The organism is Microbacterium sp. NPDC087592, assembly GCF_044743585.1.
Lineage (GTDB): Bacteria > Actinomycetota > Actinomycetes > Actinomycetales > Microbacteriaceae > Microbacterium.
In genome coordinates, this window is record NZ_JBIUWT010000001.1 from 2,212,708 (window position 1) to 2,226,700 (window position 13,993).

At 69.3% G+C, this 13,993-nt stretch carries 12 protein-coding genes; 2 read left to right on the forward strand and 10 right to left on the reverse strand.

Annotated features, from left to right (window positions below; genetic code table 11):
• Positions 1–23 precede the first annotated feature (23 nt).
• From ACIOTO_RS10580 to ACIOTO_RS10605, 6 genes are all read right to left on the reverse strand, one after another.
• Positions 24–641, reverse strand: coding sequence for a TetR/AcrR family transcriptional regulator (locus tag ACIOTO_RS10580; RefSeq protein WP_400857754.1), 618 nt, complete (start codon positions 639–641; stop codon positions 24–26).
• 29 nt (positions 642–670) lie between these two features.
• The gene (locus ACIOTO_RS10585; protein WP_400857755.1) at positions 671–2,851 is read right to left on the reverse strand and encodes a YhgE/Pip family protein; all 2,181 of its coding nucleotides are present in this window, start codon (positions 2,849–2,851) and stop codon (positions 671–673) included.
• Positions 2,848–5,742: a YhgE/Pip family protein gene (locus tag ACIOTO_RS10590; RefSeq protein WP_400857756.1), complete on the reverse strand. Its 2,895-nt coding sequence runs from the start codon at positions 5,740–5,742 to the stop codon at positions 2,848–2,850. Before ACIOTO_RS10590 ends, ACIOTO_RS10585 begins: the two co-directional genes overlap by 4 nt.
• 68 nt (positions 5,743–5,810) lie before the next feature.
• On the reverse strand, positions 5,811–6,368 hold the full coding sequence (locus tag ACIOTO_RS10595; RefSeq protein ID WP_400857757.1) for a hypothetical protein: 558 nt from the start codon (positions 6,366–6,368) through the stop codon (positions 5,811–5,813).
• 73 nt (positions 6,369–6,441) lie between these two features.
• Positions 6,442–7,101, reverse strand: a complete 660-nt coding sequence (locus ACIOTO_RS10600; protein WP_400857758.1) for an NADPH-dependent F420 reductase — start codon at positions 7,099–7,101, stop codon at positions 6,442–6,444.
• Between the two features lie 11 nt (positions 7,102–7,112).
• Positions 7,113–8,219 carry an LLM class flavin-dependent oxidoreductase gene (locus ACIOTO_RS10605; RefSeq protein ID WP_400857759.1) on the reverse strand — a complete coding sequence of 369 codons (1,107 nt, stop codon included), beginning with the start codon at positions 8,217–8,219 and terminating at the stop codon, positions 7,113–7,115.
• A 91-nt stretch (positions 8,220–8,310) separates the two neighbouring features.
• On the opposite strand from ACIOTO_RS10605, the gene ACIOTO_RS10610 reads away from it, so the two are divergent.
• Positions 8,311–8,775: a MarR family winged helix-turn-helix transcriptional regulator gene (locus ACIOTO_RS10610; RefSeq protein WP_400857760.1), complete on the forward strand. Its 465-nt coding sequence runs from the start codon at positions 8,311–8,313 to the stop codon at positions 8,773–8,775.
• A 17-nt stretch (positions 8,776–8,792) separates the two neighbouring features.
• Here the strand turns inward: ACIOTO_RS10610 and ACIOTO_RS10615 are convergent, their stop codons facing one another.
• The 4 genes from ACIOTO_RS10615 to xylA are packed head-to-tail and all read right to left on the reverse strand — an operon-like array spanning position 8,793 to position 12,651.
• Positions 8,793–9,857: an NAD(P)/FAD-dependent oxidoreductase gene (locus tag ACIOTO_RS10615; protein WP_400857762.1), complete on the reverse strand. Its 1,065-nt coding sequence runs from the start codon at positions 9,855–9,857 to the stop codon at positions 8,793–8,795.
• Positions 9,854–10,159, reverse strand: a complete 306-nt coding sequence (locus tag ACIOTO_RS10620; RefSeq protein ID WP_136043093.1) for an NIPSNAP family protein — start codon at positions 10,157–10,159, stop codon at positions 9,854–9,856. Before ACIOTO_RS10620 ends, ACIOTO_RS10615 begins: the two co-directional genes overlap by 4 nt.
• A 12-nt stretch (positions 10,160–10,171) precedes the next feature.
• The gene (gene xylB / locus ACIOTO_RS10625) at positions 10,172–11,455 is read right to left on the reverse strand and encodes a xylulokinase (protein ID WP_400857763.1); all 1,284 of its coding nucleotides are present in this window, start codon (positions 11,453–11,455) and stop codon (positions 10,172–10,174) included.
• 8 nt (positions 11,456–11,463) lie between these two features.
• Positions 11,464–12,651 (reverse strand): xylose isomerase, encoded by a 1,188-nt coding sequence (xylA, locus tag ACIOTO_RS10630; protein WP_400857764.1) that lies wholly within the window; start codon positions 12,649–12,651, stop codon positions 11,464–11,466.
• 108 nt (positions 12,652–12,759) lie between these two features.
• Between xylA and ACIOTO_RS10635 the strand changes: the two genes are divergently transcribed.
• Complete coding sequence (locus ACIOTO_RS10635) at positions 12,760–13,932, forward strand: ROK family protein (protein WP_400857766.1); 1,173 nt, start codon at positions 12,760–12,762, stop codon at positions 13,930–13,932.
• The last annotated feature ends 61 nt before the right edge of the window (positions 13,933–13,993 follow it).

Here is a 13,993-nt window from a genome sequence, read left to right on the forward strand (position 1 = left end):
GCGAGCGTGCGCCCGCCGCGGCCTCAGCCCTGCGCGAAGATCTCGGGGTGCGCGCCGATGAGCTCGGCCTGCTCCGTCCACGAGAGGCCCACGATGCTCAGCACCACGCGCACGACGGTCGAGTCCGCGTCGGTCGTGGTGAGCCGCAGCTCGCGCAGGGTCGCCCGCGCCGTCTCCTCGATGAGGAAGGCGAGCAGCTCGGCCGGCATGTCTGCACGGAACGCCCCGGAGTCCACTCCGGCCCTCGTCAGATCGCGGATCCGTCGGCGCAGCGGTGCCAGGGCGAGCACGGTGTCGGTCAGATGAGCATCATCGAGGGCGATGTTGGCCGAAGCGCGCACGGCCGAGGCCTCCCGCCACAGCCGCGTCGCCATCCGCGCCAGCGTGACGCGGGGGTCGGATTCGTCGGTCGCCTCGGCGATCGCGTTGAACCGCTGTGCGCCGACGGCGATCACCTCGCGCAGCAGGCTGTCGCGGTCGGCGAAGTGGCCGTAGACGGAGCGCCGCGTGAGGCCGGCGGCCTGGGCGATCACGTCGAGCGACGCCGTGGGGTTGGTCGCGAGCACCGACTGCGCCGCGCGCAGCAGGGCCTCGCGGTTGGCGAGCGCATCGCGCCGACGCCGGGGATTCGGTGCGGTCACTTCATGGTCCTTTCGCGGAGACACAGGAGTCACGACATCAACTTGGTCGACGCGAGTGCGTCGACGAGCTTGCGGTTGTACGTCATCAGCGGGCGCCGGAGCACGAGACCGAGGAGCAGTGCGGGGATGATGAACAGCGCGAGCGCGCCCAGCGACCACCAGAAGTCGCCCTGGTAGACGCCGGCGATCGCCGATCGCACCATGTTCACGGCGTAGGTCGCGGGCAGGAACGGGCTGATGCTCTGGAACCAGTCGGGCAGCAGCTGCAGCGGATACGCGCCGCCCGAACCCGAGATCTGGATCACCAGGAGCAGCACCGAGAGCGCCTTGCCCGCATTGCCGAACGCGACCACGGCCGTGTAGACGATGAGGGTGAACACGGTCGAGATCACCCACCCGGCCAGGATCAGCAGGAGCGGATGTGCGGGTTCGACCTGGACGAAGAGGATCAGCCCGAGCGTCAGCAGCGTGCTCTGTGCGAGCCCGACCAGGCCGAAGATGCCGTAGCGGCCGAGATACTTCTGCGTCGGAGTGAGTTCGGCGCGGTCGGGGAGCGTCTCGGCGTTCACGTCGACGCGGATCGTCACGGTCATCAGCAGCGCACCCACCCAGAGGGCCAGGATCATGTACAGCGGTGCCATGGCCGCGCCGAAACCGGCCACCGGGAACACCGCGGTGCGGTCCACGCGCACGGGCTCGGCGAGGGAGGTGGCGAGCACGCCGGGGTCGGCGCCCATCAGCTCGCTGAGGTCGCCGGTGTCCGCGGCCTTCGTCATCGCCTGCTGCACGGTGTCGAACCGGTCGGCCAACGTGTTCAGCGATGCCGACAGCTGCGTCGTGGCCTCCTGTGCGCGCGACAGCGTCGACTGCACGGAATCGGATGCTCCGGAGAGGCCGGACGTGATGCCGGAGAGGTCGGAGCGGACCGCCGACACGTCGGAGCCGATCTGCGTGAGGGTCGACGCGAGGGCGTTCAGTTGGGCTTTCAGCCCATTGTCGTAGGTGCTCCGTGCGTCCGTGATCGCCTTCTTCGCCGCGGCGATGGCGGCGGTGATCTCCTGGTGCGAGCTCTGCGCCGAGTCGTTGCCGGCCGCGATCTCGGTCGCCGCGGTCTGGAGGCGCTCCTGCAGGGCCTGCTGCCGGGCGATGGCCTCGTCGAGTCGGCTGATCACGGCGTCGAAGTCGGGCTGCGCGGATTCGGGAAGGTTCGGTCCGACCTCGGTCTCCAGGGTGTTCTTGACCGCGGAGTACTGGTCGATCTGCTGCTGCACGCGCTCGGCGAGCGTGGTGATCGCCTGCACCTGGCTGCCGCTGAGCGAGTCGGCACCGGCGTACAGCTCGTCGATGCGATGGCCGACGGCGTCGTAGCTGCTCGCCGTCGCCGCGAGCGCATCCGTCAGGGACTGGGCGGCCGTCTGGAGGGTGGACTTCAGCGTGCCGGCCGCATCCACACCGCTGCCGAGCGCGCCCGAGGTGTCGGTGAATGCGTCACCGGCCGAGCCGATCAGGCCCGAGGCGCTGTCGAGCAGGGGCCGGCTCGCCTCCAGCAGCGCCGTGAAGGTGTCGGCCGTGTGCGCCCCGGACCGCAGCTGATCTCCCACGCTCCCGAGGCGGGCCTCGATGCGGGTGAGTGCGGCCTGCGTGTCCTCATCGGTGAGGTAGTCCGACATCGACGAGACGAGGCCGAGAGCCACGTCGCCGAGCGTCTCGGCGAAGGTGCTGCTGATGGCGGACGAGACCCCTTCCGCGCCCTGTCCGGTGATCTTCGGCGCCAGGGCGTTCTTCTTCTCGTTCGTGTAGAGGGCGATGTGCGTGCGGTCGCCGCCGTCGGCGTAGAACGTCAGCATGTCGGCGCTGAACGTCTCGGGCAGCACAATGGCGGCGTAGTACTCGCCGGACTTCGTCCCGTCGATCGCGTCGTGCTCATCCGTGATGACCCAGTCGAGCTGGTCGTTCCCGCGAAGCTGGGAGAGGACCTGTTCGCCGACGTTCACGCGGATCGGCACGAGGTCGCTCTCGTACCCGGCATCGGTGCTCGCGACCGCGATCTTCAGATCCTTCGTGTTCGCGAACGGATCCCAGCTGGCGATGACGTTGAACCAGGTGAACAGCGACGGGATGACGACGAGGCCGAACAGGACGATGCACGCCATCACGTTCTGGGTCGCGTGCCGCACGTCGCGGGCCGTCAGGTGCAGGATGTCCCTCATGCGCGGTCCTCTCCTTCTGCGGTCCGGTGTTCGTCTTCGTCGGTGAGTGGATCTTCGTCCGCGAGATCTTCTTCTGTCTGCTCGGCGTCGGTCTGCTCGGCGGTCTGCCCGGCATCCGGTCCGATGCGGGGTTCCGTCTCCGGCCCTGTCTCCGTCTCCGTCGCCGTCTCCGGGTACGGCTGCGTGTCCGGCTCGGGCTCGAACCATTCGGTGAGCAGGGCGTCTGCCTCGGCGCCGCCGGCCGGTGCGTCCGGTGCAGTCGGCGCATCAGGCGCATCCGCCTCGGTGGGGACGACGGGCGTGTACGGGACCGTGTCGAAATTCTCGTCCGCTGAGGCGGGCATGACCGCGTCACGACCGGCGGGACCGACGAGGGCGAGCTCACGCAGCTCGGCGTCGTCGAGGGCCGCGACCTCTGCGCCGTTCTCGAAGCTGTGCTTGATGTACTCGATGGCCACGAGGAATCCGATGACGAGCAGGATCCAGAGAGTCCACAGGCCCAACAGCAGCGCCTTCGATTCGGGGAGCGCCCAGGTGATGACTCCGAGCACGACGAGCCCGGCGACCCCCGTGAGCACCGTCGCCTTCAACAGGGTGGGGTAGCGGCGGGTGAACGGCTCGGCGCGTCGAGCGAGGTCTTCGCGGTATTCGCTGCGGTTCGAGAGCGCGCGGATCACGTCGGTGAGCCGGTACCCGCTGCCGACGACCTGCACCTTCTCGCCGATCAGGAGGTCGGTCGCGAGCACCTGCCGGTTGAAGAGCAGGGTGAAGTTCGCGAGCCGGCGGCGGAGCACGAGCCCGATGAGGAACGCCAGGGCGACGAACACGGCGAGGGCGCCCAAGTACCGCCAGTAGTGGCCGTCGTAGAACCCGCCGATCGTCTCGCGCATCGCGTCGATGCCGTACGAGAACGGGAGGAGCGGATAGATGGCACGGAAGAATCCGGGCATCAGCTCGATCGGGTACAGCCCGGATGCTCCGGGGATCTGCATGATCACCAGCAGGATGCACAGGCCGCGGCCGACGTGCCCGAACGCGACGCAGAGGGCATAGATGATGCTCACGTAGGCGAGGGCGATGAGCACACCCGTGCCGACGAAGGCAGCGGCGCTGACGGTCTGCACGCCGATGATGAGGTTTCCGGTGCACACGATCAGCGCTTGGCCGACGGCGAGCGTCGCGAAGAGGAAGAAGCGGCCGAAGTAGGCCTCGCGCACGGTGACGCCCTCGACGCCCTCGGTGTCGACCTCGACGCGGAAGATCACCATGAGCACGAAGGCGCCGATCCACAGCGACAGGTTCGTGAAGAGCGCGGCCATCGCCGACCCGTAGGTGTCGACGGGGAACACCAGGTGCTCGTCGACCTCGACGGGGGAGGAGATGAATTGGGCGATCTGCTCGGGCTCCAGGTCGGTGAGCGTGCCCAGCAGACCCCATTCGGATGCGGCGTTGAGGGCGACGACGTCGGTGCGCGAGGTCTGCAGCCCTTGCTCGATGCCGGCGAGGTCGCCGTCGAAGCTCTCCAGTGCCGACGAGGTGGCCACGAGCTGCGAGTCCAACCCGCCCAGCAGCTGGTCGGCCTCGGCGAGCACGCCCTTCTGCGCATCCAGCGCCGCCGACAACGATCCGACGCTCGCTGACAACTGCGACATCGCGCTGTTCAGCGAGGGGACGGTGCGGGTGAGGATGTCTCGCATCGCCGACGAGGCATCTCGGGTGTCCTGCATCGCCTTGTCGACCGCGTCGGCCGTCGCCTGGACGGAGCTCACGGTGTCGGATGCGCTGGCCTTGAGGTCCTTCAGGTCTGCGAGCAGCTGCTGGTCGGTGGCGTTGCGCTGCTGCAGTGAGGCGATGACCTCGGTGAGCTGCTGCTTCGTCTCGTCGCTGAGGTCGGTGTCGTCCACGAGCGCCTGCAGACGCGCGGCGGCCGCTTCGTTCGCCTCGAGCACGTTCGAGACGTCGTCGATCCCGGCGTCGATGCGCACGCCCGCCTGCTCGAGGCTCTGGGTGAGACGGGTGATCGAGACGTTCGCCTTCGACGACGCATCGGCGAGCAGCGTGGTGCCCTGGAGGAACGCGGTGGTGGCGCTGTCGGTGAAGGCGATCACCTCCTTCTGCGTCTCGGCGATGATCGACTGCGTCTGGTCGAGCGACTTCTGCACATCGCCGAGCGTCTTGTCGACGTCGCCGAGCGTGCTCCGGGCGGAGGCGAGCGTGCCGCGAGACGAGGTCAGCCCGTCCTGCGTCTCGGCGAGGTTCTCGCGCGCCGACGAGATGGTCTGCGCTGCCTGGTCGAACGCGTTGAGGGTGTTGTCCCTGGCGTTCAGCAGCCGCAGCTCGGTGGAGTCGCCGACGTCTTTGAGGGCGTTCGTCGCGGCGAGTGCCACCTGCTCCTTGAAAGCGGTGGTGACCTGCTTGTCGAGTTCGGAAGCGCCGACGTCGGTGATCTTGGGCGCGATCGCCCCGGCCTTCTCGTTGACGTAGTACTCCAGCGCCGGCTGGGTGAAGTCACCGCTGGTGATGCTGAGCAGATCTTCGCTGAACTGCGCGGGGATGACGATGGCGGCGTAGACGTCGCCCTTCTTCACGGCCTCCTGAGCCTCGTCCTCGCCCATGAACGTCCAGCCGAGCTGGTCGTCGTCCTCGAGCTGCGCGGTCACCTGCTCGCCGATGTCGATGTGACCGGTGAGGTCGGAGGTGGCGCCCTCGTCGAGATCGACCACCGCCACGCGGATGTTCGCGGTGTTCGCGTAGGGGTCCCAGAACGCGTTTATGTTGAACCACGCGTACAGGGCCGGGGTGATGAGCACCCCGATGATGATGATCCAGGCTTTGGGTACGCGGGAGAGTCTCTTGACGTCGCGCTTGTAGACCCGCCAGCTCTGTTTCACAGGACGAGTTTACACAATACGTGCACACGAGCGTGCAAGTTAGCTGAGTAAAGCGGTCGGGGCGTGCGTCAATTCAGGGTCGTGACCGTCAGCTCGTTGGTGGCGGTGTCGCACATCGTGAGCTGCCACACGGGCGCGCCGTCGTCCATCACGCGGGCCATCTCCACGATGAGTGGACTGGGGTATTCCTCGCCCGAGAGCTGCGCCGCGGTGTAGGCGCTGCTGCCGTTCAGCTGCTGCTCCGCCTCGGTGAGCTCCGTCTCGCCGGTCGAGAGAACCTCCAGGGTGCGGACGTCGACCAGCGACTCCCGGCCGAAGCTCGGGTCGTCGACCCGCTCACCGAACGTGTCCTTACGGGTGTCGGCGCTGCGCAGCCGCCACGCGAAATCGTCGTCGAGCCACTCGAGGCGCAGACCGACGATGGCGCCGCCGATCGCCTCGGACTCTCCGGGCAGGGACTCGAGGAAGTCGGACGGCCAGGAGACCTCCGACGGCAGGCAGGTGCCGGGGAAGTCGTCGCCGACGGCCGCCGGCGGGCTCGGGACGGCTGTCGCCGAGCATCCAGCACAGGCCAGCATGCCTGCGAGCACGAGTGCGCTCGCGCGAAGTCTGAGGGGAGTGGGCATCAATGCCTCCGTGGGGGTCGACGGCTTCTGGGAGCCTAGCCGGGCCGTCGCGGTCGTCTGCCCGACCGGGCCGTCAGTGCGGCGCGCTCCGCGAGGGGATGCCGATCAGTCCGCGCAGCTCCTCTGCGGTGACGTCGGCGCCGAACGCGGGGTTCCCAGGTTGGAGCGCAGCTCCGGCCGCCAGAGTGTCGATGAGCACGGGGTCGAAGCCGAGCCTGTCGATCAGCTCCGCGACGCGGGCGAGGTCGGCGGACTCGTCACCCGCGACGGCGATGGCCTTGCGCCCGGGCGCTCCGGCGGGTCGCGATTCGTCTTCGAGGTCGTGATAGCCCATGTGGTTCAGGGCCTTCACGACCCGCGACTCCGGCAGGAACTCCTGCACGAGCTCGCTGGTCGAGGTGCGTGGATCACTCAGGTCGTCACGGATCCCGTCGGTCTCCCACCAGTAGTTCATGGTGTCGAGCACCAACGTCCCGCGCAGCTGCTCGACCGGGAGCGTGCGGTACTTGCCGAGGGGAAGCGCCAGGATGACGGCATCCGCCCCGGCAGCCGCGTCCGCGGCCGTCACCGCGCTGGCCCCGGGGGCGAAGACGTCGATGGTGAGCGCGATCCGCTCTGGAGCGCCCGAGCCGGCGATGAGCACGCGGTATCCCGCGGCGAGGGCGAGGCGGGCGATCGTGGTGCCCACCTTGCCCGCGCCGAGGATGCCGATGGTTTCGATGGTGTCGTTCATGGTGATCTCCCTCACGCGTGGACGGCCTTGCCGTCTTTCGTGATCCGCGCCACACCCGGGTCAGCGAACGCACCCTCTCCCGGGTCGGCGGCGAGCAGTTCGCGCACGCGCGGGGCGACCTTCTCTCCGAAGAGGCGGATGCTGCGCTCGCGCACGTCCTTCGGCAGGTGCATGAGGTCGTACTTCAGGTCGAACCGCGACAGGTGATTGCTCCGAACGGCGGCGGCGAGCTTGTGCGCGACGGTCTCGGGGGAGCCGACGTAGAGGGCGCCGGTGTCGACCTCCTCTTCGTACCGTTCGAGGGTGGGCGCGTAGAACCCGCGCTCCTTGCTCATCTGAGTCACGACCGGCTCCCAGTGCTTCCAGTGCACGTTCTTCGCCTCATCGTCGGTGTCGGCGATCAGGCCGAGCGAGTGCTGCCCGATCGGGAGTTCCGCCCGCCCGAACTGCTCCAGTGCGCGCAGGTAGAGGCGCGCGTGGCCGGCGAACCGCTCGGGTCGTCCGCCGATGATCGCCATCATCAAGGGCAGTCCGTTCTCGGCGGCGCGGATGACGGAGTCGGGGCTGCCGCCGATCCCGATCCATGCCGGGATGCCGCCCTCGGGCATGCGCGGATGCAGGCGCACGTTCTCGAGCGGGCTGCGGTAGGAGCCGCTCCAGGTGACGTTGTCCTCGCGCATCAGGCGCAGGAACAGGTCGAGCTTCTCCTCGAAGATCCGCTCATACTCGGCGATGTCGTACCCGAAGAGGGGGAAAGACTCGATCGCCGACGCCCGCCCGAGGATGAGCTGGGCGCGTCCGTCGGAAAGCCCGTCGACCGTCGCGAACTCCTGGTAGAGCCGCACCGGGTCCTGTGTCGACAGCACCGTGACCGACGAGCCGAGCCCGATCGTCGACGTGGCCTGCGCCGCGGCGGCCAGCAGCACCGGGGTCGCGGAGTCCATGTGTCCCTCGCGGTAGTGCTCGCCGACGCTGAACACATCCAGGCCCACCGACTCGGCGAGCTGCGCCTCTTCGACGAGCAGCCGCAGCGTCTCACCGTCCGACAGGATGCGACCGCCGTCCGTCGCCACCTCGCCGAAGGAGTTCAGCCCGAACTCGAGTTCCGTCATGTCCATCACGACCCTTCTCCACGGCACCGGTCCCTCCGGATTGACGTGTCAATACCTTGCAACCGTACAATTGACATATCAATTCCCAGGAGGTGTCATGATCGAAGAACGTCGTCGCCGCACGCCGACGCCCGAGCAGCTGCGCATCTGGCGGGACTTCATCGAGACGAGTGAGGTCCTTCGCTCTCGTCTCTCCGCACAGTTGCAGGGCGAGTCATCGCTCTCCTCCGGCGACTACCAGGTGCTGCTCGCGCTCAGCGAAGCCGACGGCCGCAGGGCGCGCTCGTCTGAGCTTGCGACGCTGATCGACTGGGAGCGCAGTCGGCTGTCTCACCACCTCGGTCGGATGGAGAAGCGTGCGCTCATCCGACGGGTTCCCTGCGCCGACGGCGTGCACGGCGTCGACGTGCTTCTCACCGAGACCGGAGCCGACGCGTTCCGGGCCGCGAACGTGCCGCACCTCCGCGCCATCCGCTCGCTGTTCGTCGATGCGCTCTCGCCGGAGCAGCTCGCGCAGGTCGACGACATCACCACTGCGCTGCGCAGGAACCTCGACGGCTGATCGGGCCCCGGGAGGCCTCAGAGCGCGGCATGGTCGGCGGCGACCTGGCGCCCGATCTCGGCCGACAGGATCACGCCGGGGTGGGCGATCGCCAGATGGAGGCCGGGCATCGCCGGCACCGGCCCGACCAGGGGGTGACCGCCCGCCGGGATCGGACGGTCGGCGATGACGGCGTGCTCGAGGCGGACGTCATCGGCGTCGACGAAAGAGCGGCGGATCGCGGCGAGGGTGGCGACGGCGAGCTCTCTCGGATCACCGGAGAAGCCCTCGGGAACGTCTTCTGCGGCGAGAAGGGTGGTGTCGTCCAGTTGACGAACCTCGAGGTCCGGGGTGGAGAGGATGCCGCGCACGAGCGGGCGGGGCGTGGAGAAGCGCAGCAGGCAGCACGGCGACCCCACGACGTCGATGTTCACTCCGGCGGATGCGGCGATCCCCACGGAGGCGGTGCCCGCAGCGACCACGACGCTCTTCGCCACGAGTTCGCCATGGTCGGTCAGAACGCCTCGAACCCCTCCGCCATCGCTCAGCAACTGCACGACGGCCGTCCCGGTCCGCACCTTCGCACCGTGCTCCTGCGCGCTCTGCAGCAGAGCACGCGTATACGCGATGGGGTCGATTCCGACATCGTCGGGGGCGTAGGCGATGACGTCGGGTACCGCGCGAAGCCCCGGCTCTCGCCGCAAAGCCTCGCGCGCCGTGAGCGGTTCCATCCGGTGCCCTGCGGCCTGGTGATCGGAGACGAAGGCGCGAGTCAGAGCATCGGACTCCTCCCACGTGACCGCGCCGAATGGACGGAGCCCGATGGGTGCGGTGAGTTCCGTGAGGACACGATCGAACTCCGGCCGCGCACGCTGACGAAGGGACCCGGCGTAGGCGTCGGCGGGACTCTTAGCCATGCCGACCCAGGCGAACGACGCGGCGGTCACCCCCGCCCCCGATTCCCCGCGGTCGAGCACGATCACGTCGTGTCCCGCGCGAGCCAGATGATGGGCGATCGAGGCGCCGATCACACCGGCGCCGATCACGACGATGGGTTCGCTCTCGGAGAGCCGGTCCTCGGGCTCCGCTTCCCGCGTGGTCACTCGAAGACCGGGCTCAGGAAGCGACGCTCGTAGCGGCGGATGCACTGCGTCCGGCGGGCGAAGTCGAACGCCTCGACGCACTCCGGATCGGTCTTCGATGCGGTCCGGTAGACCTCGTACTCGGCGAGGGAGGGGAACGTGAACAGCGCGAACGCCTCGTCGCTGTCGCCCTCGCTCGGCAGGAAGTAGCCGTGGTGGGTGCCGCCGTGCTTGGCCACGAGCCGGATCCAGGTGCGCCCGTACTCGGTGAAGTCGTCGAGCTTGTCGGGGTCGATCTCGTAGCGCAGGTGAACGGTGATCATCCCCCGATCCTCTCAGAGCACCGAGGCCGCCTGACGTGCCATGCCGACGGCGACATACTCCGCGGCCTCCGGCACCTCGACCGGCAGTTCGAAGACCAGCGGGGCGATCTCGCGGACGGCCTGCGACTGCGCGCCCCCGCCCACCAGCAGCACCCGCTCCAGGGGGATGCCGAGCTCGCGCAGCGCATCGAGCCCGAAGCGCAGTCCGCCGAGCATGCCCTCGACCGCAGCCCTGGCGAGGTTCTCGCGGGTGGTGGAAGCGAGCGTCATGGCGTTCAGGCTCGCGGTGGCATCGGGCAGGTTGGGGGAGCGCTCGCCCTCGAAGTACGGCACGAGTTCGAGTCCGCCGGCGCCGGGTTCGGCGGTCAAGGCGAGCGTGCTCAGCCCGTCGTGGTCCACCCCGAGCAGGCGCGCGATCACGTCGAGCACCCGTGCGGCGTTGAGCGTGCAGACCAGGGGCAGGTGTCCGCCGTCGGCATCGGCGAAGCCCGCGACGATGCCGGTGGGCTCCGCCACCGGGCGGTCGGTCACGGCGAAGATCGTGCCCGAGGTGCCGATCGAGACGACGACATCGCCCGTCCGCGCGCCGAGGCCCAGCGCGACGGCGGCGTTGTCTCCCGCACCGGGGGCGACGCGACGCGAGGCAGCGTCCGTCACGGACTCGCGCGGTCCGAGCACTCGCGGCAGGATCACGTCGTGGCCGAGGGCGGCGACGAGCAACTCGCGGTCGTACTCGCCGGTCGCCGGGTTCCAGTAGCCGGTGCCCGAGGCATCCGACCGGTCGGTCACGAGTTCATCGAAGTCGGGCCGTTCGGGGCCGAACCCGCGCAGCCGCCAGGTCAGCCAGTCGTGCGGCAGGGCGACGGCGGCGACGCGAGCCGCGTTCTCGGGCTCGTGGTCGCGCAGCCAGCGCAGCTTCGTGATCGTGAACGACGCGACCGGCACGAGGCCGGTGCGGTCGGCGAGGGCTGTGGCCCCGAACTCGCCGATCAGGTCTTCCGCCGCCTGCGCGGAGCGGGTGTCGTTCCACAGCAGGGCGTCGCGGATGACGCGTCCCTGCGCATCGAGGGCGACCAGGCCGTGCTGTTGCCCGCCGATCGCCCAGGCTGCGACGTCGTCGAGGCCGCCGGCATCCGCGATGGCCGCCTGCAACGCGACCCACCACGCCTCGGGATCGACCGACGTGCCATCGGGATGCGGAGCGCGGCCGGAGCGGACGACGGCATCCGTCTCGGAGTCGACGACGACGACCTTGCAGGTCTGGGTCGAGGAGTCGACCCCGAGGACGAGTGCCATCGCCGGACTCAGCGCGCGCCGAGCAGGTGCTCGGTGGCGAGCTGCTGCAGGCGCACGAAGCCGAAGCCCTTGCCGCCGAGGTACGCGTTCGCGTCGAAGTCCTCGTAGGCCGAGCGGTCGGCGAGGAAGTCGTCGTATGACTCGCCCTCGTTGAGCGTCGGGGTCGAGAGCTCGGCGACCTTCGCGGCGGCCAGTGCCTCCTGCACCTCGGGGTCGGCGCGGAAGGCCGCGGCGCGCTCCTTCAGCAGCAGATACGTGCGCATGTTGGCCGCGGCCGAGGCCCAGACGCCGGCCTCGTCCTCGGTGCGCGAGGGCTTGTAGTCGAAGTGACGCGGGCCGTCGTAGGCGGGAACACCGCCGGGGCCGCCGTTCTCCAGCAGGTCGACGAGCGAGAACGCGTTGTGCAGGTCGCCGTGGCCGAACACCAGGTCCTGGTCGTACTTGATGCCGCGCTGGCCGTTGAGGTCGATGTGGAAGAGCTTGCCGTGGAACAGCGCCTGCGCGATGCCGGCCGTGAAGTTGAGTCCGGCCATCTGCTCGTGACCGACCTCGGGGTTCACGCCCACGAGCTCGGGGCGCTCGAGCGAGTCGATGAACGCGATCGCGTGGCCGAGCGTCGGCAGCAGGATGTCGCCGCGGGGCTCGTTGGGCTTCGGCTCGATCGCGAAGCGGATGTCGTAGCCCTTGTCGGTCACGTAGTCGCTGAGCAGGTTCACAGCCTCGCGGTAGCGCTCCAGTGCCGCGCGCACGTCCTTCGCGGAGTCGTACTCCGCGCCCTCACGGCCGCCCCACATGACGAAGGTCTTGGCGCCGAGCTCGGCACCGAGGTCGAGCTGGCGGAACACCTTGCGCAGCGCGAACCGGCGCACCTGGCGGTCGTTCGAGGTGAAGCCGCCGTCCTTGAAGACCGGGGCGCTGAAGAGGTTGGTGGTGACCATCGGAACGATCAGGCCGGTGTCGGCGAGTGCGCCCTTGAGACGGTCGATCTGGGTCTGGCGCTCGGCATCCGTGGATCCGAAGGCGAACAGGTCGTCGTCGTGGAAGGTGAGGCCGTAGGCGCCGAGCTCGGCGAGCTTCTCGACCGCGTGCACGACGTCGAGGGCCGGACGGGTCGGGCCGCCGAACGGGTCGGTGCCGTTGTAGCCGACGGTCCAGAGTCCGAACGAGAACTTGTCGTCGCGGGTGGGGTTGGGCATGATCGCTCCTCTGCGAATGCTGCGGGCGCGCGGGATGCACGGACGCAATAAGTTGTGCTTCACAACATAACCGATGACAGGTGGCATTCGCACCCCTAAAGTGGGAACGTGCCCCCTGAATCCGCTGCCCCGCGCTCCCGCGAAGCGAACCTGGCGTGGATCCTCTCGATCGTCCACCACGACGGCCCCCGTTCCCGCTCGGCCCTGACCGAGGCCACGGGCCTCAACCGCTCGACCATCGCCGCGCTGGTGGCGGAGCTCGTCGCCGCCGGACTCGTCGACGAGCGGCCGCCGGAATCCTCGGCGCGAGCCGGACGCCCCTCTCCGGTGGTCGCGCCTTCGGCTGACGTCGTCGCGATCAGCGTGCACCCCGAGGTCGACGCGGTCGAGATCGCCGCCGTCGCCCTCGACCGCAGCATTCGCGTCCGCGAGCGCATCGTCAACACCGGTCAGCCGACCACGGCCGATGTCGCTGCCCTCGTCGCCGAGCGCCTCGAGAGCTGGCGGACGGATGCTCTCGCCGACTGCGCCGTGATCGGTATCGGCGTCGCCGTGCCTGGCCTCGTGCGCTCGGCCGACGGCGTGGTGCGCAACGCCCCGCACCTCGGCTGGCTCGACGAGCCGCTGGCCGCCCTGATCCAGGAGGCGACCGGCATCCGCACCGCGGTGGACAACGACGCGACCCTCGGCGCGCTCGCCGAGCACCTCTTCGGCGCCGGCCGGGGTATCGACGAACTCGTCTACCTCAACGGCGGCGCCTCCGGCATCGGTGGAGGACTCGTGATCCACGGTCTGGCCGCCACCGGGGCGAGCGGCTACGCGGGCGAGTTCGGGCACAACCGGCCCGGCATCGACGGTGCCGACCGTCGCACCGACGACGGCGTGCTCGAAGACGAGGTGAATCGCCGGCACCTCCTCGACCTGCTCGGGCTCGACGACGCCGACGACGACGAGCTCGCCGCAGCCCTCGCCGCCACGGAGGCGCCCGAGGTGCACGCGGAACTCGTGCGGCAGGCCAAGATCCTCGGAAGTGCGCTGGCGAACGCGGTCAACGTGCTCAATCCGGCTCTCGTGATCCTCGGTGGCTTCCTGGCGCTCGTCGACGAGGGGGCGCACGACCTGCTGGTCGACGAGGTCTCGCGGTTGGCGATGCCCGAGAGTGCTGCCGCGGTCGAGATCCGCGCCGCCGAACTCGGCTCCGATCGGCTGCTCGTCGGTGCAGCCGAGCTGGCGTTCCGCCCGCTGTGGGGGAGCACCAGGGCCTTCGACGCGACCCGCTGAGCGCCGGATCCGCCGGCCGGAATACTCCCGGTCCTCCCGCCGCGGCCGAACACTACGCTGA